The sequence below is a fragment of the Dermacoccus sp. PE3 genome (assembly GCF_001021715.1).
In the GTDB taxonomy this organism is placed as follows: Bacteria; Actinomycetota; Actinomycetes; order Actinomycetales; family Dermatophilaceae; genus Dermacoccus; species Dermacoccus abyssi.
In genome coordinates this window covers 369369-390765 of sequence record NZ_LDCM01000002.1, presented here as the reverse complement: position 1 = coordinate 390765, position 21397 = coordinate 369369, and the positions used below count along the sequence as shown (strand labels likewise).

The window sequence follows — 21397 nt, the reverse complement described above, 5'->3', positions numbered from 1 at the left end:
GCGACGTCACCCTACGTGCGGGAGGCGAGTGAGGCGTTGACCTCACCGAGAACGTCTGCGGCGCGCCGCAGATCGTCCTCGGCCAGTGTGAACGGAGTCCGAAGTCGCCCTTCGAGGCCACGTCCGTCGAGGGAGAAGGCACTGCCCGGAGTGAGGGTGAGACCGCGCGCGGCAGCTCGCCGCACGATCTCGCTCGACTGCGCACCCGGCAGCCTCCACCACAGCGACAGGCCGCCGTCGGGAAGATCACAACTCCACCCCGGGCAGGCCCGGGCTATGGCGTCGCGCAGGAGAATTCGTCGACCGGCCAGCTCTGCGCGACGCTCGTCGTCGAGGCCCGATTGATCACGCAGCAGGCCGGCGAGAACGATCTGTTCGAGCACCGGCGCTCCGAGATCGAGCGTCACGCGCGCCGACGCGATGGCACCGATGTAGCGGCGCGGCGCGCGCACCCATCCGAGGCGCAGTCCGCCCCAGTACGTTTTGCTCGCCGACCCGACCGTGATGCACTCGGGAGCAAACGCCGCCATGGGGCGAACGCGCGGCGCCGCGTCGAGCCACAGGTCGGCCAGGGTTTCGTCGACGATGCCGACGGTGCCGTGCTTCGCCCACAGGCGCGCGAGGTCATGGCGGTCTTCCTCCCCCATGAACCGGCCCGTCGGGTTGTGAAAGTCCGGGATGACGAGCATCGCCTTCGGCGCACGGCGCGCGAAGGTTTCGGCCGTGGCCCGCACATCGAGACGACGCTCGTCGACTGATTCGACGGCGGGTACGAACCGCGCGCCACGGCTTCGCAGCGACGCAAGCGAGTTCGGGTAGCCCGACGGCTCGACGGCCACGGCGTCACCAGGCGAAACAAACGCCAACGCCGTAGCGGCCACACCCGCGAGAGCGCCCGTCGTCACGAGGATCTGATGGGGCGTCGTCGGCACGCCCCGCGCGGTGTAGCGCTCAGCGATGGCATCACGAAGGTCGGGCACGCCGTCGCGGAAGTACCCGCCTTCGTGGGTGTACGCCGCCAGGTGCCGCGAGGCCTCCGCGAACCGTTCGGCGAGGCCGCCCACTGCGGCCGGAGCTGTGTTGGTGAGGTTGATTCCTCCCTGCGCATCGAACCCGCCGAGCACGCCGCTCACGGGTTCGCCACCGCCCGAGACGGGGCCACCGGGGATGCGCACGCGCGTTCCGGAGCCGCGGCGGGCTTCGGCGAAGCCACGCTCGCGCAGCAGTGCGTACCCGTGAGTGACCGTCGTGCGCGACAGGCCGAGCGCCACGGCAGCATCTCGCTCGCTCGGCAGGCGGGTGTCGTGCGTCAACCGGCCGTCGGCCACGAGACGTTCGATGCGGTCGCTCAACCAGGCGTACGCCGAACCTCGCTCGGGTGGTGGGCCGACGAGGCGCGCGAGGGCATTCGCCCCGATCCTGCGTTCCATGGGGCCACTGTGTCCGAATTGGCTATTCAAGACAAGGCCACTTCTGCTGCACTCTGGTTTCATGAGCACCATGTCGACGACCCAACCTCAGCCCGACGCGGCCGCGCGTCCTTCGCGTGGATCGCGCCAGCTGGCCAATCTGACGCCGATGGGTCAACTGCGTGCCGGCAAGCTCGGTCGTCGACTGCCGCAACTCTTCTTCGGCCTGACGCTCTTCGGCGCCGCGATGGGCCTGTTCGTGCGAGCGAACGTCGGCCTCGAGCCCTGGGGCGTCTTCCACCAGGGCGCCAGCCTGCACACCGGCTGGTCGATGGGCACGGTCACGATCGTCGTGTCGTTCATCGTGCTGCTGCTGTGGATCCCCATGCGTCAGTGGCCCGGGCTCGGCACCGTGGCGAACGCGGTGTGGCTCGGTTTCGTGCTCGATGCGACGATGGCGCTCGTCTCCGAGCCGAACTCCATCGTGGCGCGCTCGGCGCTCTTCGCCGTCGGCCTGCTCGTCAACGCCATCGGCGGCGCGATGTACATCGGAAGCCAACTCGGCCCCGGGCCCCGCGACGGTCTCATGACGGGCCTGCACCGCATCACGGGCCTCAGCGTCCGCCTCGTGCGCACGAGCATCGAGGTTGTCGTCCTCACTTCGGGCTGGCTGCTCGGCGGTGGCGTGGGCGTCGGAACGGTGCTCTATGCGCTGCTGATCGGCCCGCTCGTGCAGTTCTTCCTCCCGTGGTTCACGGTCGAGTTGGACGGGCACCGAGCCGAGGGTGCCAAAGCGCCTGAGGGCCCGGGGAAAGAGAACGCCACATACCCCGAGGGTGACTGAGCTTTACCGAGGCAGCTGAACGGCGTCAGGCGTCGGCGACGGGTCGCGAGTCGCCGGCCCTGACGCCCCGCACGATCGTCAGTCCGAGGACGACGAGACCGGCCGCGAGGAGAGATCCGCCGGCCATCTCCGAATCGAGGGGCGCGAGGAACGCGAGCGCCGCTCCGAGGAAGATGGCCCTGCGGGTGCGACGACGCTCGAGCAGCAACAGCGCTGCGGCCGGCACAACGGCGAGTGCGTACCAGGACTGCAGGACCGGTGCGAGGAGCACCACCGCAGCGAACACCCCGATGCACGTTGCGAGTCCCGACGTGAGGTCACCCGTGGGCCTGGTGAGCGCCAGGACGATGACCAAGGCGACGGCGAGCGCCATGCCGAGCGCACGCACGACGGGCACGGCGTACATCTCGAGGCCGCTGCCGGTCTGTGCGAGCAGCCATTCGAGCACGACGCCGACGGCGGTGGGCGCGGACGCCGGGGTGACGACGACGCCCGGCACGCTGAGCACCTTGACCCATCCGAGCCCGAGCCCGTAGGGAATGCCGCTTGCCGCGACGGTGGCGGCGGCGATGAGGCCGCCGGCAGCGAGCCTGAGGAATCGTCCGGGTGCCCGCACCGCCCCGGGCAAGGAGACGAGAACGACGGGAACGACCGCCACGACGGCCGTGAACTTCACCGCAGCGGCAAGACCGACGAGCACGACGCCGAGCACCCACCGGCGTTCGGCGGCGAACACGAGCGCCGCGGCCACGAGGCCCATGACGAGCGCGTCGTTGTGCAGCCCGCCGACGGCGTGGACGAGGACGAACGGTGACGCGATCGCGAGCGCCGTCGCCCTCGCCGGGTCGATGCCGAGGTGGCGGGCGAGGCGCGGAACGGCCCACGCAGTGAGGGCGAGCCCGATCAGGGCGGGCACCCGCTGGAGCAACAGCAGGAGCGTGGGATCGCCGAACACCTCGCGCGTCAGAGCACCCCAGATGATGGGGATCGGCCCGTACGGCGTGGGGGTGTAGCGCCAGATCGGGTCGACCATGGAGGTGAGCAGTTCGGGCATCTCGCCCGGGGAGATCGTGTACGGGTCACGCCCGGACGCCGCAACGGCGCCCTGGGCCATGTAGCTCCACCCGTCGTGGGAGAAGAGCGGCGGCGCGATGAGCAGGGGTGCCATCCAGCGCATCGTCACGCCCCGTACGTGACGGATGCGTTCGTCGGCCGATCCTTCCGCCGGGGTCCGCACGAGGCTCACCCATGCGTGCGTGAGCAAGGCGACGCCGATCAACGTGACGACGAGGGCGAGGAAGCGTCCTGGCGCGTTCGTGCCCAACCACTGCAGCGGCGCGACGAGGAAGCGCACCGGGCTCGGCGGCAGCTCGTTGAGAACGAGCCCCGCGAGGAGCAGGAGCACCGAGCCGCACACACCCCGGCTGACGAGGGTGCCGGGCAACGTCGGAGCACGCATGTGCCGGAGCGTCAGCGAGCGGAGATCTCGTGAACGCGGGCGACGACGCGCGTGATGACGTCGGGGTCGGTGCTCGGCAGGACGCCGTGGCCGAGGTTGAAGATGTGGCCCTTCGCGCGACGGCCCGCGGCGACGATCTCGTCGACCTTGGCCTCGAGGGGCTCCCAGGGAGCGAAGAGCAGCGCAGGATCGAGGTTGCCCTGGAGGGCGTACTGACCGCCGGTGCGTTCGCGGGCGGCGTCGAGGTCGACGCGGAAGTCGACACCGACGACGTCGGCACCCGCCTCGCCCATGGCGGAGAGCAGTTCACCGGTTCCGACGCCGAAGTGGATCTTCGGCACGTCGAGCCCCTCGACGGCGGCGAGCGCCTGACGTGAGTGCGGCTGGACGAAGCGCAGGTAGTCGGCAAGCGGGAGGTTGCCGACCCACGAGTCGAACAGCTGGACGGCACTGGCGCCGGCTTCGGCCTGCACGCGCAGGAACGCACCGGAGATCTGGGCGAGACGAGCGCACAGGTCGTTCCAGAGCTCCGGGTCGCCGTACATGAGCGCCTTGGTGTTCTCGTGGTTCTTCGAGGGCCCGCCCTCGACGAGGTACGAGGCGAGCGTGAAGGGTGCACCCGCGAAACCGATGAGTGGCGTGCCGCCGAGTTCGGCGGTGAGCAGCTTGACCGAGTCGGTGATGTCCGGGACGGCGTCGGGCGTCAGCTCGGGCAGGCGGTCGAGGTCGGCGCGCGTGCGGATCGGCTGCGCGACGACCGGGCCCACGCCCGCGACGATGTCGAGGTCGACGCCCACAGCTGCGAGCGGCACGACGATGTCACTGAAGAAGATGGCGGCGTCGACGTCGTGACGACGCACGGGCTGCATCGTGATCTCGGTGACGAGGTCGGGGCGGCGGCACGACTCGAGCATGCCGACTCCCTCGCGCACCTTGCGGTACTCGGGCAGCGAACGGCCGGCCTGGCGCATGAACCACACGGGCGTGTAGGGCACTTCTTCGCCGCGGGCAGCCTTGACGAGGACGGAGTTACGCGGGTCGACATTCGTTTCGCTCACGCTCGAAATCCTCTCATGCGCACCCGGCTTCGGCAGCGGCGAACCACCCGGAGGACCCCGGTCGATCTGACAGGGTGAAGCCATGGCCTCCCCCGCCGAAACCCTGCACACCGAACGCCTCGTCCTTCGCCGCTTCGTGCCCGATGACGACGCCGACCTCGAGTTCGCTCTCGAGCTCCATGCGAACCCCGATCTGGCCCGGTTCATCCCGTCGGCCGTTCTCACCACCCGCGAGGACGCGGCCGCGTGGTTGCGCCGGATCGACGGCAACACCGCCCCGGGACGCGGCTGGTGGTGCGTCGAGGCCGAGGGCGCGCCCGTCGCGGCCATCCTGCTCAAACCGATCCCTTTCTCCGCCGGGTACACGAACGCGGCGACGGAGGACGTCGAGATCGGGTGGCGCGCCACGAGCACAGCCACCGGGCACGGCTACGTCACGGAAGCGGCCCGCGCCGTTCTCGACGCGGCGCTGGCCGGTGGCCTCGACCGGGTTGTCGCCGTCACCGACCCGGCCAACGTCGCCTCACGACGGGTGACCGAGCGTCTCGGCATGACGCACCTCGGACGCACCGAGCGCTACTACGACGAGTCGCTCGAACTGTTCGTCGCGCGCAGCGACCGGTCGGCCTGAGCCGTCAGATCGACACGAGGCACACGCCCACGACGGTGAGTGCCACGCCCGCCAGCTGAACCCCGCGCAGTCGCTCGCCGAGGAAGCCGCGGGCGAGCAGGAGCGTCGCGACCGGGTAGAGCGAGCCCAGCACGGCGACGATCGAGACCTGCCCCTGGGCCGAGGCTGCGGCGAACAACAGGTTCGCGACGAGGTCGCCGATGCCGAGCAGCGGCAACGCAAGAAGGAGACGAGGCGTCAGAGGTTCGCGGGCCGCGTTCCGTGAACGCAGGACGAGGAACGTGGGGATGAGCAGCGACAGGCTGCCGCACCGCATGGCGAGCATGGAGCCGGACAGGTCGTGCCGCGCCCCTCCGTCCATGAAGTACAGGGACAGCCCGAACGCGACGGCGGCGATCGCGGCGAGCGTCACCGGCCTGCGGCCCACCTCACCCGATAGTTCGGGGCCACTCGCGAGCACCGCACCCACGAGGGCGACGACAAGGCCCACCCCGACGATCGTCGTCCACGCGTCGCCACGGAGGAGACCGAGCGTGACGGGCACGATGGCACCGAGGGCCGTGATGGGCGAGACGACGCCCATCGTCCCGGTCGACAGCGCCGCGTACAGGCACAGCAATCCCACCGCGCCACTGAGCCCCGCCGCGATGCCCCAGAGCGCCCACGCCGTGACGGGCGATTCCCCGTGCGAGCCCCACAAACTCACGGACAGGAAGAACACGAACGCCGCAGCGAGGCCACCGAGCTGAGACAGGGTGACGACCTTGACCGGATGCATCCGCTTCGTCAGAACGCCTCCGGCGAAGTCTGCGCTACCCCAGACGGCGGAGGAGAGAAGGGCCAGGAACGTCACCACATGCGCAGGGTAGGACGCGCGGCGTGCCTCCCGTGAATTCGCCCCTTTCCGGCCTAATCTTCTGGCCATGGGGATGCAGACATTGAAGCGCGACGACGCCGAGCACTTCGCCGACGTGGTCGATGCCGTCAAGGCCGCGCGGGTGCGTCCCGAACTCTCCCTCACCGAGGTGCCCCCACCGCGCCGTATCGCTCCCCACGCCGTCGCTTTCTCCGCCGAGGTCGTCGACCCGCGTGACGACGACGCCGTTCTCGGCACCGGACGTTTCGTCCTTCTGCACGACCCCGCGGGCCCCGAGGCCTGGCACGGCACCTGGCGCGTCGTGACGTTCGCTCGCGCCGAACTCGAATCCGAGATGGCCACAGACCCGGCGCTCGGCGCTGTCGGCTGGTCCTGGCTCGTCGAGTCCCTCAAGGACGCCGGCGCCACGTATACCGCGGAAGCCGGCACCGTCACCCGCGTCGTCAACGAGAGCTTCGCCGGCCTCGCCGAGCGTCCCTCGAGCGTCGAGCTCGAAGTGCGTGCGTCGTGGACCCCGGACGGCAACGACATCGCCGCCCACCTGCAGGGTTGGGCCACGCTCATGTGCACGGTCGCCGGCCTGCCGCCGCTGCCCGAAGGGGTGTCCGCCCTGCCGGGGCGCTTCTGATGACGTCCGACTCCCCCGCCGGCGATAACGCGTCGCTCGAGGACGCGCAGCCGACCGACGACAAGCCGAGCTATCCCCTGCTCGCCGAACCGGCTGACGGCGTTCCCGAGATCGTGACGACGGCCGCGCGCCTCAAGGAGTGCTGCGCCGCCATCCGCGCCGGCTCCGGGCCCGTCGCCATCGACGCCGAACGCGCGTCAGGCTTCCGCTACGGAAACGACGCCTACCTCGTCCAGCTGCGGCGCAAGGGTTCGGGCACCTGGCTCATCGACCCGGTGCCGTGCAGCGATCTCAGCAGCCTGAATGCCGCCATCGGCAAGGCCGAGTGGGTTCTTCACGCCGCAACGCAGGATCTTGCCTGCCTCAAGGCCCTCGGTCTTTACCCCAAGTCGCTGTTCGACACCGAACTCGGCAGCCGCCTCGCCGGCCTCGCCCGCGTCGGGCTCGCCGCCGTCACGGAGCACTACGTCGGCGTCACGCTCGCCAAGGAGCACTCGGCCGTTGACTGGTCGACGCGTCCGCTGCCCCACGACTGGCTCGTCTACGCCGCGCTCGACGTCGAGCGCCTCGTCGAGGTGCGTGACGCCCTGGCCGCCGACCTCGAAGCCCAGGGCAAGGGCGAATGGGCCCGTCAGGAGTTCGAGGCGCTGCTCGACTTCGAGGGCCCGACGCCGAAGAAGGACCCCTGGCGTCGCACGTCCGGTCTACACGCGCTGCGCGATCCGCGCCAGGTCGCCCGGGTGCGTTCGCTGTGGCAGACGCGCGAGGACATCGCCCAGCGCCGCGACACGACGCCGGGTCGCGTGCTGCCCGACGCACTCATCATCGATCTGGCCCGCCGCAACCCCAACGACCTCGCCGGTCTCGTCGGCCCGCCCGCCATCCGCCCACGCGTCGGTGACGGCTCGGCCCGACGCCGCCGTCCGCGCCCCGCGCACCGTGGACTCGCGCGCTACGGCGAGCGCTGGCTCAACGCGCTCAAGAACGCCGACGCCCTGCCGCAGCGCGAGCTGCCGCCCCTCACGATGCGTACGAACGCTCCCCCGCCGATCCGGGCGTGGGCCGATCGCAACCCAGCTGCCGCTGGTCGTCTCGACGACGTCCGCTACGGCCTCCAGCAGTTCAGCGAGAAGCGCAACGTGCCCGTCGAGAACCTGCTGACGCCCGATCTTCTGCGTCGCACCATCTGGTCGCCCCCCGCCGATCAGAGCGAAGCCGGATGGCGTGAAGCCCTCGCCGCCGGGGGCGCACGCCCCTGGCAGTGCGACATCGTCGCGCCGCTTCTCGCCGAAGCCGCGCTCGATCACCCGACGAATTGATCGACCCGCGTACTCACGGGTAACCGAACGGGTTAGCCTGGCCTAGTCAGCTTTGTCTAACTTCGGGAGGCAACGTGCCCCGCACGCTCCATGAGGTCGTCTTCGTCGACGGTGTTCGTACGCCGTTCGGCAAGGCCGGTGAGAAGGGCATGTACGCCCAGACCCGCGCCGACGACCTGGTCATCAAATGCATCCGTGAACTCATGCGTCGTCAGCCGAACCTCCCGCCCGAGAGCGTCGACGAGGTGGCCATCGCCGCCACGACGCAGATCGGTGACCAGGGCCTGACGATCGGCCGTATGGCCGCTCTCCTGTCGGGTCTGCCCAAGTCCGTTCCCGGTTACGCCATCGACCGCATGTGCGCCGGCGCCATGACGGCCGTGACGACGACCGCGTCCGGCATCGCGTTCGGCGCCTACGACATCGCCATCGCCGGCGGTGTCGAGCACATGGGCCACCACCCCATGGGTGAGGGCACCGACCCGAACCCGCGCATCGTCGCCGAGAAGCTCGTCGACCCGAGTGCCCTCGTCATGGGCAAGACGGCCGAGAACCTGCACGACCGTTTCCCGGCCATCACCAAGGAGCGCTGCGACGCGTTCGCCGTCGGCTCGCAGAACAAGCTCGCCAAGGCCTACGCCGAGGGCAAGATCCAGCAGGACCTCGTGCCCGTCGCCACGCGTCACGCCGAGAAGGGCTGGGGCCTGGCCACCACCGACGAACCGCCGCGTCCGGGCACCACGGTCGAGGACCTCGCCGGTCTCAAGACGCCGTTCCGCGCCCACGGCAACGTGACCGCCGGTAACGCCGCCGGTCTCAACGACGGCGCCACGGCCTGCATCCTCGCCTCCGAGGAGAAAGCCAAGGAACTCGGCCTGCCCGTCGGCATGCGCCTCGTCGGCTACTCCTTCGTCGGCGTCGACCCCGAGGTCATGGGTATCGGCCCGGTCCCGGCCACGGAGAAGGCTCTCAAGCAGGCCGGTCTCACGATCGACGACATCGACCTGTTCGAGCTCAACGAGGCCTTCGCCGTCCAGGTGCTCGCCTTCCTCGACCACTTCGGCATCGACGCCGACGACGAGCGCGTCAACGCCTACGGTGGCGCCATCGCCACGGGTCACCCGCTCGCCAGCTCCGGCGTGCGCCTCATGACGCAGCTGTCGCGCCAGTTCGCCGAGAAGCCCGAGGCCCGCTACGGCCTCACGGCCATGTGCATCGGCATCGGCATGGGTGGCGCTGTCATCTGGGAGAACCCGAACCACCCCGACTACGGCAAGGAGAAGGTGGCCTGATGAACGACGCATCGAAGAACCAGGCTCACGACGAGGTCGTCACACACGCCCACGCGCAGGACATCCAGCTCCCGCGTCACGACGGCACAACGTCCGGCACCTTCGTCCTCATCACGCTCGACAACGGCTTCGACCACACGAAGCCGAACAGCTTCGGCCCGCTCGGCCTCGCCGAGCTGGAGGCTCAGCTGGACACGGCCGCCGAGCGTGCGGCCAAGGGCGAGATCGTCGGTCTCGGTGTCACCGGCAAGCCGTTCATCATGGCTGTCGGCGCCGACCTGACGGGCATCCCCGCCATCACGAGCCGCGAGCAGGCCGTCGAGATCGCCGAGCAGGGCCACCGCGTCTTCTCGAAGATCGCCGACCTCGACATCCCGACGTTCGCGTTCGTCAACGGCGCGTCCATGGGTGGCGGCGTCGAGATCGGGCTCTACTGCGACTACCGCACGATGTCCGCGGACGTTCCGGCTTACTCGCTGCCGGAGTGCTTCCTCGGTCTCGTGCCCGGCTGGGGCGGCACGTACCTGCTGCCGAACCTCATCGGTGTCGAGAACGCGCTGCAGCTCATCATCAGCAACCCGCTGTCGAACAACAAGATGGCCACGGGTGCTCAGGCGTTCGAGTTGGGCGTCGCCGACGAGCTCCTCGCGCCGGTCACGTTCCTCGAGGACTCGCTGCGCTTCGCGTCCGACGTCATCTCGGGCGAGAAGAAGGTCGAGCGCCCTGAGCTCGACAAGGACGAGTCGACGTGGAAGGCCGCCTGTGAGAAGGCCCGCGCCTTCACCATGCAGAAGACGGGTGGCGCTGCCCCCGCTCCGCTGCGTGCGATCGACCTCGTGGAGGCTGCCCGCACGAACACGCGCGAGCAGGGCTTCGAGGGCGAGAACGAGGCCCTCGGCGACCTCATCATGAGCGACGAGCTGCGCGCCGGGCTGTACGCGTTCGACCTCGTCCAGAAGCGCGCCAAGCGTCCCGCCGGTGCGCCGGACAAGGCACTCGCACGCAAGGTGACGAAGGTGGGCGTCGTCGGTGCCGGCCTCATGGCCAGCCAGCTGGCGCTGCTGTTCATCCGCCGCCTCGACGTGCCGGTCATCATGACCGACCTCGACCAGGCGCGCGTCGACAAGGGCGTGGAGTACGTGCACGCCGAGATCGACAAGCTCCTCGAGAAGAAGCGCGTCTCCCCCGACAAGGCCAACCGCCTCAAGGGTCTCGTCACGGGTTCGACGAGCAAGGACGGCTTCGCCGACGCCGACTTCGTCATCGAGGCCGTCTTCGAGGAGATGGGCGTCAAGAAGAAGGTGTGGTCCGAGGTCGAGGCCATCGTCACGCCCGAGTGCGTCCTCGCGACGAACACCTCGTCGCTGTCGGTGACGGAGATGGCGGAGGACCTCGCGCACCCCGAGCGCGTCGTGGGCTTCCACTTCTTCAACCCGGTCGCCGTCATGCCGCTGCTGGAGATCATCCGCGGTGACAAGACGGACGACGCGACGCTCGCCACCGCGTTCGCCACGGGCAAGCAGCTCAAGAAGACCTGCATCCTCGTGAAGAACTCGCCGTCGTTCGTCGTCAACCGCCTGCTGGGCCGCTTCATGGGCGAGGCGGGCAGGATCGCGGACGAGGGCACGCCGGTCGAGACCGTCGAGAAGGCGTTCGCGGGCATCACGCCGATGCCGCCGTTCATGCTCATGTCGCTCGTCGGCCCGGCGATCGCGCTGCACAACAGCGAGACGCTTCACGGTGCGTTCCCGGATCGCTTCTACGTCTCGCCGAACCTGGCGAAGGTCGTCGAGGCGAAGATCCCGGGCTTCTACGGCAAGGACGGCAAGCTCAACGAGGAGGTCTTCGCTCAGTTCGAGAAGACCGGCTCCACGGAGCTCACCGCCGAGCAGGTGCGTGACCGCGCCCTCGAGGCCCTCGCCGACGAGACGCGTCGCATGCTCGACGAGGAGGTCGTCGCGGCTCCGATGGACATCGACCTCGCGATGATCACCGGTGCGGGCTTCCCGTTCTGGAACGGTGGCGTGACGCCGCTGCTCGACCGCCTCGGCATCTCCGAGAAGGTCACCGGCCAGCGCTTCCTTCCGAAGGGCGCTGCCAGCGTCGCCGGCTGATCCCGCTTCGCGCAACAGAACGCGCGGGGAGAGCACAGATGCTCTCCCCGCGCGTTCTGTGTGTCCTCGAGCGCGTGCGACTCGCCGTTCTAAGACGGACGGTTGATCGCGAGGAGTGAACGGGTATCGTCGAGAAATACGCCACGTGGTGAACGCCACGCGGTGGACGGTTCTTTATCTCATACATGAGATATAGCATGGAGAGCATGGTTCAACAGCAGCTTGTACGGATCGGTGGCACCATCCGTGAAGCCCGGCTCGAACGCGGTCTGACGCAGAGCGCCCTCGCGGCGCAGGTCGGCACCTCGCAGAGCGCGGTCGCCCGCATCGAGCAGGGCGGCCAGAACCTCAGCATGGAAATGCTGACCAAGATCAGCAGAGCACTCGATTCGGAGATCATCACCGTGGCCAGTAGCAACCTCCCCCTGAACATGCGCATCGAGGGCGGCAAGCAGCTCTCCGGTTCGATCGACGTCCGCACGAGCAAGAACGCTGCGGTCGCCTGCCTGTGTGCCGCCATGCTCAACAAGGGACGCACGACGCTGCGCAACCTCGCTCGCATCGAAGAGGTCAACCGGATCACCGAGGTGCTCAACTCCATCGGTGTGAAGACGCGCTGGCTGCCGGACTCGAGCGACCTCGAGATCACGCCGCCGGAGAAGATCGACCTGTCGACGATCGACGAGGTCGCCGCGCGACGCACCCGCACGATTCTCATGTTCCTCGGCCCGCTCATGCACGAGTTCGACACGTTCGAACTGCCGAACGCCGGCGGCTGTGACCTCGGTGCGCGCACCGTCGAGCCCCACCTGCACGCGCTGCGCGCGTTCGGCATGTCCGTCGAGGCGTCGAACGGCTACTACCACGTGTCCGTCGAAAACTCGGTGCGCCCGACGAAGCCGATCGTCCTCATCGAGCGTGGCGACACCGTCACCGAGAACGCGCTGTTCGCCGCCGCTCGCTACGAGGGCAAGACGATCATCCGCAACGCCTCGAGCAACTACATGGTGCAGGACCTGTGCTTCTTCCTGCGCGAGCTCGGTGTCTCCATCGAGGGCGTCGGCACGACGACCCTCGAGATCCAGGGCGTCGGCGAGATCAACAAGGACATCGAGTACTTCCCGAGCGAAGACCCGATCGAGGCCATGTCGCTCGTCGCCGCGGCGATCGTGACGAAGTCGGAGATCACGATCAAGCGCGTGCCGATCGAGTTCATGGAGATCGAGCTCGCCATTCTCGAGGAGATGGGCTTCCGCTACGAGATCACCGAGGAGTACACGTCCGCCAACGGCGAGACGCGCCTCGTCGACCTCACGACGAAGCCGGGCCCGCTCAAGGCGCCGACGGACAAGATCCACCCGCTGCCCTTCCCCGGCCTCAACATCGACAACCTGCCGTTCTTCGCCGTCATTGCGGCGTGCGCCGAGGGCCAGACGCTCATCCACGACTGGGTGTACGAGAACCGCGCGATCTACCTCAACGAGCTGACGAAGATCGGCGCCACGGTGCACCTCATGGACCCGCACCGCGTCATGATCGAAGGTCCCGCCAAGTGGCGTGCGGCCGAGGTGATGTGCCCGCCTGCGCTTCGCCCGGGCGTCGTCATCCTGCTGGGCATGCTCGCGTGCCCCGGCACGTCGATCCTGCGCAACATCTATGTCATCAACCGTGGCTACGAGGAGCTCGACGAGCGCCTCAACGCGCTCGGCGCCGACATCACGAGCTTCCGCGACGACGAGTTCAGCAACTGAACCTGACGCGCTGAGTCGCCTCGACGACGAGCCCGCCCCGTCACCACTCGGTGACGGGGCGGGCTCGTCTCATGTGGCAGCTCTCGCCTGTCGGCGATGGCATAGCCTCTCGTCATGGCCCTGCACGCATTCCCCGAAGCACTGGCCCACCGAGGTTTCTCGGGCGGCGACGATCACACCCTCGAGAACTCGATGTCCGCGTTCGACGCGGCCGTGAGGCTCGGGTATCGCTGGGTGGAGACCGACGTGCACGCCACCGCCGACGGGGTGCTGCTCGCGTTCCACGACGAGACGCTCGACCGGACGACGGACGCCCGCGGCGTCATCGCGCAGCTCCCGTGGTCTGTGGTCTCGAAGGCTCGCATCAACGGCGTCGAGCCGATCCCCCGCCTCGACGATCTGTTCACGCGTCACCCGCAGCTGTGCGTCAACATCGACGTCAAGGCTGCCGGGGCGATCGAGCCACTCACCGCGTGCATCGAGCAGCACGGAGCGCACGATCGGGTGCGGGTGGCGTCGTTCTCGGAGAAGCGCCGGCGGGCGGTGCTCTCGGGCCTCAGCCGAGCGGTACGCAGTTCGCCCGGGCAGGAACTCATGACGGCGCTGTGGGTGAGCGCCCACGTTCCCGTCGTGGGGCGGATGCTGTTCAGGCGGCTCGCGAAGGGCATCGACGCCCTGCAGATCCCCGAGCGCCACGGACGGGTGCGCGTGCTCGACCGGGCGCTGCTCAACGCCGCGCTCGCGGCCGGCGTCGAGGTGCACGTGTGGACCGTCAACGAGCGCTCCGACATGGAGCGGCTGCTCGACTTCGGCGTCGACGGCCTCGTCACCGACCGAGCCGACACCCTCAAGGACGTCCTCGTCGCGCGGGGTGACTGGCCCGGCGTGCCCGCCAACTGAGCGGGGTCCAGGGCCGTCGCGCAGGAGGGGAAGAATTCTTCCCTTCTTGCGTATAAGGGCCCGGCTTGGGCACAAGAAGGGAAGATTTCGCACTCTCTTGCGTCTCCATGGCCCGCGGTATCCCTCCGGCCGGGGCGTCAGGCCTGGCGCTGCCCCTCGAGGATCTCGTCTACCTCGCGGATGAGTGCGGCACCCGTGCGGCCCCACGAACGCAACTCGGCGTCGCTCGCTCGCGTCAGCGCCCGGCGCCAGCTGAGCACGCGGCTCATGCGACCCAGGAGCAGGGCGTCGTCGACGGCGCGGTGCAGGACGCTCGAACCGAGCGCATCGCCCCACCCGCTGGAGTACGCCCGCAGCAATCGCGCCCGCGCCTCGGCGGCAGCGGCGTCGTCGAGGCCCTCGGTCGTGGCGCGCAGCGGCTCGTACAACGACAGCAAGGGATGACCGACGTACGCGTGCATCCACTCCGTGATGCGGGCCTTCGTCAGACCCGCCGTGGTGCCGTCGGCGAGAACCGTGCCGGAACGCAGGTCGTCGTGCTGAACCGTGAGCGGAAGACCGAGTTCTTCGAGGCGGCGCGCCGTGGACGACAGCGCCGACCAGTGGTTCGGCGACAACCCGAGCCGCCGCCACTGCTTGACGATGTCGCCGGGTGTCAGCTTGAGGACGCCGTCGCGCACCATGTCGTCGGCGACGGCAGCCGAGGCCCGTTGGATTCCGGCGTAGCGGCGCAGCACCCCCGACATGAGGCTGAGGCGTGACTCCTCGGTCTCCGCCTCACGCAGGCTGCCACTCTCGGCGGGCATAAGGAACCAGCGACGCTCTCGGTCGGCGGCCCAGATCGACGGCACGGCGTCGGGCACAACGGTGGCCAGGTGCCCCATGAGCACCGACTCCGACGTCGTCTCCGGAAGGCCCGCCACCATGCGCACGCGCCCGTGATCGGTGTCGGCCACGAGGCGCGTGAACCACGGCGTCAGTGTCGGCTGCTTCGGCGTCGTCGCGTCACGCGTGACACCGCGACGCTCGAGCACCTCGTCCATCCAGCGGCTCGCGTCCCACATCCAATCCTTGCTCGCCCACACCTCGGTGGCAGGGCCGGGGACGAGTGCGCCGGGAAGCGGCGGAAGGTCGTCGTACCGTGCCACTCAGGCGACGTCCTTGCCGTTTGCCAGGCGGGGGCGCAGGTCAGCGGTGATCGCGTCCGCCGTCAGGCCGATCTCGGTGAGCACCTCACCACGCGAGGCGTGCAGGAGGAACTCCTTCGGGATGCCGTACGTGTCGACGCCCGCAGCGACGCCGGCCTCACGGAAGGAGCGCGCACACGCCGAACCGACACCGGCCTCGACGAGGTTGTCCTCCACGACGACGACGTGCTTCGCGCGAGCAGCCAACTCGACGAGCTCCGGGGCGACCGGAAAAACCCACCGCGGGTCGACAACCTGAACGGCGAGTCCGTCCGACTCCAGGGTCTGCGCCACGTCGAGCGCGACACCGACCATCGAACCGACACCCACGACGAGCACGTCCGGGTTCTCGGCGTCCTTCATGACGTCGAGGCGCCCGATGCGACGCTCGGCGACGAGCGGCTCACCGACGTCACCCTTCGGGAAGCGGATGACGCTCGGCGCATCGTCGATCGCGACGGCGTCGCGCAATTGCTCGCGCACCTGGGCGCCGTCACGCGGCGCGGCGAGGTGCAGGCCGGGCACGATCGAGCAGATCGACATGTCCCACATGCCGTTGTGCGAGGCGCCGTCGGAACCGGTGACACCCGCGCGGTCGAGCACGAACGTCACACCCTGCTTGTGCAGCGCGGCGTCCATGAGGAGCTGGTCGAACGCGCGGTTGAGGAACGTGGCGTACACGGCGACGACCGGGTGCAGACCGCCGTAGGAGAGCCCGGAGGCCATCGTCACGGCGTGCTGCTCGGCGATGCCGACGTCGAAGACGCGCTCGGGGTACTTCTTCGCGAAGTCGTCGAGGCCGACGGGAATGAGCATGGCCGCGGTGATGGCGACGACGTCGTCACGCTCGCCGCCGAGCGCCACCATCTCGTCGCTGAACTCGTCGGTCCAGATGCGCCCGGAGACCTCGAACGGCAGCCCTGTCTCGGGGTTGAACTTGCCGATGCCGTGCCACTGGTCGGCTTCGTCGGAGTAGGCGGGCTTGTAGCCGCGCCCCTTCTGCGTGATGACGTGCACGAGCGTGGGGCGGCCGTAGTCGCGCGCCCGACGAAGGGCCGTCTCGACGGCCTGCTCGTCGTGGCCGTCGATGGGGCCGAGGTACTTGATGCCGAGGCTCTCGAAGACGCCCGTGTCGGGGTAGACCATGTCCTTGAGGCCGCGCTTCACACCGTGCAGCGCCTCGTACATCTTGTTACCGACCTTGGGGGTGCTCTGCAGGCGGCTCTTGCCCCAGTCGAGCACCTGGTCGTAGGTGTGCATCGTGCGCATCATCGCGAGGTGCTGCGCCATGCCGCCGATCGTCGGCGCGTACGAGCGCTCGTTGTCGTTGAGCACGATGACGAGCGGCAGGTCGGGGTCGGCCGAGATGTTGTTGAGCGCCTCCCAGGCCATGCCGCCGGTGAGTGCGCCGTCGCCGATGACGGCGACCGTGTGGCGGTCGACCTCGCCGCGCAGACGGCGCGCCTTGGCGATGCCCTCGGCCCACGACAGCGAGGTGGAGGCGTGCGAGTTCTCGACGACGTCGTGCTCGGACTCCTCACGGCTCGGGTAACCCGAAAGGCCACCCGACTTCTTGAGCTTGCTGAAGTCGTGACGTCCGGTGAGCAGCTTGTGCACGTAGCTCTGGTGACCCGTGTCGAAGACGAACGTGTCACGCGGCGAGTCGAAGACGCGGTGCATGGCGATCGTCAGCTCGACGACGCCGAGGTTGGGGCCGAGGTGGCCGCCCGTCTTGGAGACGGAATCGACGAGGAACTGCCGGATCTCGGCCGCGAGGTCATCGAGCTTGTCGACCGGGATGCGCTTGAGATCGTCCGGCCCCGAGATGGTTTCCAGCAGGGTCACGTCTGAATCAGCCTTTCGAGAGTGCAGTCTCTTGAGTCTAGGTCGTTCGCCTGCAAGGTTCCATGCGAGCACACCCCCATGACGTTCGGACGTTACCGAAGAGTCACCTCCTCCCCGTCACAACCGCGGCACGAACGTCTTGCCCCGCATCGCCTCGTGGACGAGACGCACGGCGTGCGCCGTGGCGCGCAGCCGCAGCCCCTCGGCCGACAGGTGCTCCATCACCTGCGGAACGGCGCGCGGGGGCAGCTCGTCGGCCAGGTCGACCCGAATACGTCGGTACGATTCGCGCATCGCGTTCAGCTGCGCGTCGACGTGCCACGTGGCCACCCAGGCGAGCGCCACCGGATGCCGACGCCACGCGTCGTAGGCGCGGAAGTCGGCCGGGCACTGGTCGAGGAGCCACTGCGTGGCAGCCTGCTCCCACCCCGGCGCTCCTGGCGGCGGCACTCCCCTCGGCCACCCCGGAGGGCCGCCCTGCACGACATCGGACATGGCGTCAGCGTACGCCATTTTCCGAACATACGTTCTAACTGCTCGGAGTGGCCCGACGCCGCGCCACCGCACCCACCCCGAGCACGAGCAGGCCGGCGATCACACTCCAGAAGGCAGAGCCGACGCCACCCAGCGTCACGCCCGAACCGGCGACGACGAGCGTCACCGCGGCCGCCTCGCGCGTCGCGACGGGCTCGAGTGCCGACGCAGCAGCTGCGGCGAAGGTGCCGAACAGCGCCACCGCAGCAACCGCCGCGAGCAACCCCTGCGGCGCCAAGAGGGCCACTGCGACAACGGCGGCCGACGCCGGCGCCAACGCAACGTAGACCACGCCGCACGCGACACCCGCGATCCACCGACGATCCCGATCGGGATGCGCTTCGGGGCCTGACGCGAGCGCCGCGGAGATGGCGGCCAGGTTGATGGCGTGAGCGCCGGCGACCGAACCGGCAACGCCCGCCGCGCCCGTGTAGAGCAGCGGTTTGCGCAGGCCGAGGCGGTACCCGAACGACGCGAGCACTGCGACGCCCGGCAGGTTCTGGCTCGTCATCGTCACGAGGAAGAGCGGCAGCGCGATGGCGACCATCGCCGTCGCGTCGAGGTGGGACGCGACGAACTCAAGGTGGGGCGCGAGCGTCGTCACCCCCGTTCGCGAGAAGGCTCCGTCGACGCCCATGACGATGAGCGCCGCGGCGAGCGCGGCCAGCACCGCCCACCGCCGCGCGAACGCCGTCGTGACGAGCCAGGCAAGCAGGACACAGCCGATCTGCCACGGAGCACGGGGCAGGTCGACGAACGGCTTCGCGCAGATCGTGAGGAGGATGCCCGCGAGCATGGCGCTGGCGAGAGCAGCGGGGATGCGTTCGACGAGCTTCTCGAGCCACGGCACCGCACCGCACAGGGCGAGCAGCATGCCGCAGACGGCGAATGCTCCGACAGCTCCGGCGAACCCGCCGGCGGCAGCGCCGGTCGTCGCGAGGAGCGCCGCGCCCGGAGTCGACCACGCCATCGTCACGGGCATCCGCGTGCGCAGGCTGAACACGATGCAGCCGAGCCCCATCGTCAGACACAGGACGAGCAGGCCACTCGCCGCCTGCGCCTGCGTCGCACCGACGGCCCGCAGGCCCGCGAGGACGACGGCGAACGAACTCGTGAAGCCGACGACGGCGCACGCGAGACCGGCCGTCACGGCCTGCAGATCGTCGCGCCCCATCGTCATCGGCTCAGGGTACGAGTGCTTCACGCCGACGGCTCGCGCCTGTCCACGAATGCGGTGCCGACGGCGATTCGCACCCGATTCTCCGAAGTCGCCACGCGGCAACTTACGCATTGGTAACTTGAGGCGTGGACCACATAGTCAACCGAAGGAAGAATATGTTCTCCGCACGCCGCACCACGTCCGTCGCCGTTGCCGCAGCAGCTCTCGCAGGCGCGACGACCCTCACGTCCACCGGCGCTCAGGCTGCCGAATCGCAGCCGAAGGACACCGTCTGGAACCTCGGCTACGACGTCGCCGCCACGACGAACGTCAAGAAGATGAACCAGAGCTCGTCGACGACCGGTTTCAGCTTCTCCACCGTTCACGTCGAGAAGGGCACGCTGAGCTCCGACCTCATGCTCAAGGACCTCAAGACGCCGGTGAAGCTCGGCGGCCTCCAGATCGGTTACGCCACGATTGCGGTCGAGCCGGTCGGCAAGGCGACGGGCACGATCGACGCCACGACGCACAAGGTGACGCAGACGCAGAAGGCGTACCTGCACATCAAGGATCTCTCCCCCGCCGGTCACGGCCTCATCAACCTCGTGGGCAAGAACTGCAAGACGTCGGCGCCGGTCGAGATCCCGGTGAGTGGCACGATGAAGGGCGGCTTCGACCCCATCACCCTGAGCGGCAACTTCACCATTCCCAGCTTCACCGGCTGCGGAACCGGCGGAACGCTCAACAAGCTCGTGACGAAGCAGGTCAGCGGACCGGGCAACACCATCACGTTGAAGCTCACGCCGCGCGCCTGACTCGCGCAGCTCCTGACGTGGGGCGGACCGTCATTGCCGACGGTTCGCCCCACGTCTGCGTCCGCGATCGTTGGCGCGGGGGCGTGCACAATGGCCGCATGGGTACCTATGACGCATGGCTCGAGCAGGCCTCCATCGACGACACCGTCCGCGATCTTCGTCCGGACTACCGGGCAGTGCTCGTCGTCGCCGAGGGGTTGCGCGGGGGCGAGTCGAACGAGGCGAGCGAAACGCTGCTGTTCGCCGCTGAGGAACACGTGCGCCCGCTCCTGGAGCACACGAAGGTCGAGGAACTCCCCCACATCGCCGCATGGCGCGAGGCGTTCCGCGCCTTCGGTGCCAAGCCCCAACGCACCCGCAACTCCGCGGAGGCGCTCATGCGTCGCGCCGACGCCCTACCGCGCATCAACGCGCTGACAGACGCCTACAACGCCGTCTCCGTCCGCTTCCAGACGCCGCTCGGCGGCGAGAACCTGGCCGCTTACGACGGGCCCCTGCGCCTCGTACGCGCGACCGGGGACGAGGAGTTCGGCACGCTCGCCTCGGGCGCCGAGACGGTCGAACACCCCGAGCCCGGCGAGGTCGTCTGGCGCGACGACGCCGGCGTCACCTGCCGCCGGTGGAACTGGCGCCAGTGTTACCGCACGCGCCTGACGGAGCAGACGACCGACGCCGTATTCATCTGCGACGTTCTCGACGTCGACCCAGGCGACGGCGAGCAGCGAGCCCGCGAGGTCCGGGCGGCGCTCACCGAAGCTCTTGAAACCGTCAACCCGGGAGTGGAGATCAGCTCGCGCATCGTGTGAGCCACCGATGCGCGAGAGGAGGCGCCTGCCGCGGGAAGCAAACCGGCCAGTCTTACTGATTTCTGACCAAAACCTTACCGCCGCCGCGCCCCACGCCTGCGCTACGCCGACCTACGTTCGATCCATGAGTGCGAACATCGAACTGGGAAGCGTCGCGGATGTCACGGCCGCGGCGGCCGCACTGGCGGGCCTGGCCCTCAGCGCCCGATCCCTCAAGGTCGCGCAATCGGCGAACGACACTGCAGAACGCACCCGCACGGAGACGATCGACGCCGCACGCACCGCAGCCTCACGGGAAGACGACCGTGATCGACGAGCACTCGCAAGCCACCTGCAGGCGTGGTGGGCCTACACCGAGGACCCGTCGATCAGCACGAACGGGGCGAAGGTGTACGGCGTCGTGGTCTCCAACCGCGGATCGACGAGCGCCGTCTTCCACGACGTCAGGATCGCCACGGTGGGCAACAACCATCCAAGCGGCGAGGACATCGAAATCGTCACCGTGCCGCCGGGGCTCTACTTCGTGCCAAGCAACGCCGTCACAGGAGGATCGGCGTGGGGCAGACCGGTGCTGGTGACCGACGAAAGCGCATTCTTCCCGCTCACGTTCGCACGAAAGTACGACGTCACGACCATCCGCTTTCGCGATCAACTCGGCACGCCATGGCAGTGGAGACCCACGGACGGATTGGTGGAGGTCGCGCCGGAGGCCGGTCGGGAAACCGCCGCGACGCCTTAGCCCACATGGCGCCTCGCAATGGGTAGCGTG

General features: G+C 68.9%; 19 protein-coding genes. 11 read left to right on the top strand and 8 right to left on the bottom strand.

Annotated features, from left to right (window positions below; genetic code table 11):
* Window positions 1-11 precede the first annotated feature (11 nt).
* Complete coding sequence (locus tag AA983_RS07210) at window positions 12-1430, bottom strand: PLP-dependent aminotransferase family protein (RefSeq protein WP_047311539.1); 1419 nt, start codon at window positions 1428-1430, stop codon at window positions 12-14.
* Window positions 1431-1491: 61 nt separating this feature from the next.
* Between AA983_RS07210 and AA983_RS07205 the strand changes: the two genes are divergently transcribed.
* A complete protein-coding gene (locus tag AA983_RS07205; RefSeq protein ID WP_369798769.1) occupies window positions 1492-2253 on the top strand; it encodes a YitT family protein in 762 nt (253 codons plus the stop codon).
* Between the two features lie 25 nt (window positions 2254-2278).
* Here the strand turns inward: AA983_RS07205 and mptB are convergent, their stop codons facing one another.
* Both mptB and hemE read right to left on the bottom strand, forming a co-directional pair.
* Complete coding sequence (gene mptB, locus AA983_RS07200) at window positions 2279-3712, bottom strand: polyprenol phosphomannose-dependent alpha 1,6 mannosyltransferase MptB (RefSeq protein ID WP_052946969.1); 1434 nt, start codon at window positions 3710-3712, stop codon at window positions 2279-2281.
* 11 nt (window positions 3713-3723) lie between these two features.
* The gene (gene hemE, locus AA983_RS07195; protein WP_082128783.1) at window positions 3724-4854 is read right to left on the bottom strand and encodes a uroporphyrinogen decarboxylase; all 1131 of its coding nucleotides are present in this window, start codon (window positions 4852-4854) and stop codon (window positions 3724-3726) included.
* Between hemE and AA983_RS07190 the strand changes: the two genes are divergently transcribed.
* Window positions 4853-5401 carry a GNAT family N-acetyltransferase gene (locus tag AA983_RS07190; protein WP_047311537.1) on the top strand — a complete coding sequence of 183 codons (549 nt, stop codon included), beginning with the start codon at window positions 4853-4855 and terminating at the stop codon, window positions 5399-5401. The genes hemE and AA983_RS07190 overlap by 2 nt on opposite strands.
* Before the next feature lie 4 nt (window positions 5402-5405).
* Here AA983_RS07190 and AA983_RS07185 read toward each other — a convergent pair whose 3' ends face one another.
* The gene (locus tag AA983_RS07185) at window positions 5406-6257 is read right to left on the bottom strand and encodes a DMT family transporter (RefSeq protein WP_047311536.1); all 852 of its coding nucleotides are present in this window, start codon (window positions 6255-6257) and stop codon (window positions 5406-5408) included.
* Between the two features lie 67 nt (window positions 6258-6324).
* Here AA983_RS07185 and AA983_RS07180 point away from each other — a divergent pair, with 67 nt between their 5' ends.
* The 6 genes from AA983_RS07180 to AA983_RS07155 all read left to right on the top strand — a co-directional run bounded on the left by AA983_RS07180 (window position 6325) and on the right by AA983_RS07155 (window position 14282).
* A complete protein-coding gene (locus AA983_RS07180) occupies window positions 6325-6906 on the top strand; it encodes a DUF3000 domain-containing protein (RefSeq protein ID WP_047311535.1) in 582 nt (193 codons plus the stop codon).
* The gene (locus tag AA983_RS07175) at window positions 6906-8225 is read left to right on the top strand and encodes a ribonuclease D (RefSeq protein ID WP_047311534.1); all 1320 of its coding nucleotides are present in this window, start codon (window positions 6906-6908) and stop codon (window positions 8223-8225) included. The genes AA983_RS07180 and AA983_RS07175 overlap by 1 nt, the downstream gene beginning before the upstream one ends.
* 74 nt (window positions 8226-8299) lie before the next feature.
* Window positions 8300-9517 (top strand): thiolase family protein, encoded by a 1218-nt coding sequence (locus tag AA983_RS07170; protein ID WP_047311533.1) that lies wholly within the window; start codon window positions 8300-8302, stop codon window positions 9515-9517.
* Complete coding sequence (locus AA983_RS07165) at window positions 9517-11631, top strand: 3-hydroxyacyl-CoA dehydrogenase NAD-binding domain-containing protein (RefSeq protein WP_052946968.1); 2115 nt, start codon at window positions 9517-9519, stop codon at window positions 11629-11631. The genes AA983_RS07170 and AA983_RS07165 overlap by 1 nt, the downstream gene beginning before the upstream one ends.
* A gap of 206 nt (window positions 11632-11837) precedes the next feature.
* Window positions 11838-13382 (top strand): UDP-N-acetylglucosamine 1-carboxyvinyltransferase, encoded by a 1545-nt coding sequence (locus AA983_RS07160; RefSeq protein WP_047311725.1) that lies wholly within the window; start codon window positions 11838-11840, stop codon window positions 13380-13382.
* A 114-nt stretch (window positions 13383-13496) separates the two neighbouring features.
* Window positions 13497-14282: a glycerophosphodiester phosphodiesterase family protein gene (locus tag AA983_RS07155; protein WP_047311532.1), complete on the top strand. Its 786-nt coding sequence runs from the start codon at window positions 13497-13499 to the stop codon at window positions 14280-14282.
* Between the two features lie 137 nt (window positions 14283-14419).
* On the opposite strand, the gene AA983_RS07150 is transcribed toward AA983_RS07155, so the two are convergent.
* From AA983_RS07150 to AA983_RS07135, 4 genes are all read right to left on the bottom strand, one after another.
* The gene (locus AA983_RS07150; protein WP_047311531.1) at window positions 14420-15430 is read right to left on the bottom strand and encodes a hypothetical protein; all 1011 of its coding nucleotides are present in this window, start codon (window positions 15428-15430) and stop codon (window positions 14420-14422) included.
* Window positions 15431-17314: a 1-deoxy-D-xylulose-5-phosphate synthase gene (gene dxs / locus AA983_RS07145; protein ID WP_047311530.1), complete on the bottom strand. Its 1884-nt coding sequence runs from the start codon at window positions 17312-17314 to the stop codon at window positions 15431-15433. It abuts the gene before it with no gap.
* A 117-nt stretch (window positions 17315-17431) separates the two neighbouring features.
* Window positions 17432-17809, bottom strand: a complete 378-nt coding sequence (locus AA983_RS07140; RefSeq protein ID WP_047311724.1) for a hypothetical protein — start codon at window positions 17807-17809, stop codon at window positions 17432-17434.
* 34 nt (window positions 17810-17843) lie between these two features.
* A complete protein-coding gene (locus tag AA983_RS07135; protein ID WP_052946988.1) occupies window positions 17844-19028 on the bottom strand; it encodes a benzoate/H(+) symporter BenE family transporter in 1185 nt (394 codons plus the stop codon).
* Window positions 19029-19183: 155 nt separating this feature from the next.
* Between AA983_RS07135 and AA983_RS07130 the strand changes: the two genes are divergently transcribed.
* The 3 genes from AA983_RS07130 (at window position 19184) to AA983_RS07120 (ending at window position 21367) form a co-directional block, all read left to right on the top strand.
* Window positions 19184-19822, top strand: a complete 639-nt coding sequence (locus AA983_RS07130) for a hypothetical protein (protein WP_047311529.1) — start codon at window positions 19184-19186, stop codon at window positions 19820-19822.
* A gap of 98 nt (window positions 19823-19920) precedes the next feature.
* Window positions 19921-20628: a B3/4 domain-containing protein gene (locus tag AA983_RS07125; RefSeq protein ID WP_047311528.1), complete on the top strand. Its 708-nt coding sequence runs from the start codon at window positions 19921-19923 to the stop codon at window positions 20626-20628.
* A 7-nt stretch (window positions 20629-20635) separates the two neighbouring features.
* Entirely contained in the window at window positions 20636-21367 is a 732-nt protein-coding gene (locus AA983_RS07120) for a hypothetical protein (RefSeq protein ID WP_156170278.1), read from the top strand.
* The last annotated feature ends 30 nt before the right edge of the window (window positions 21368-21397 follow it).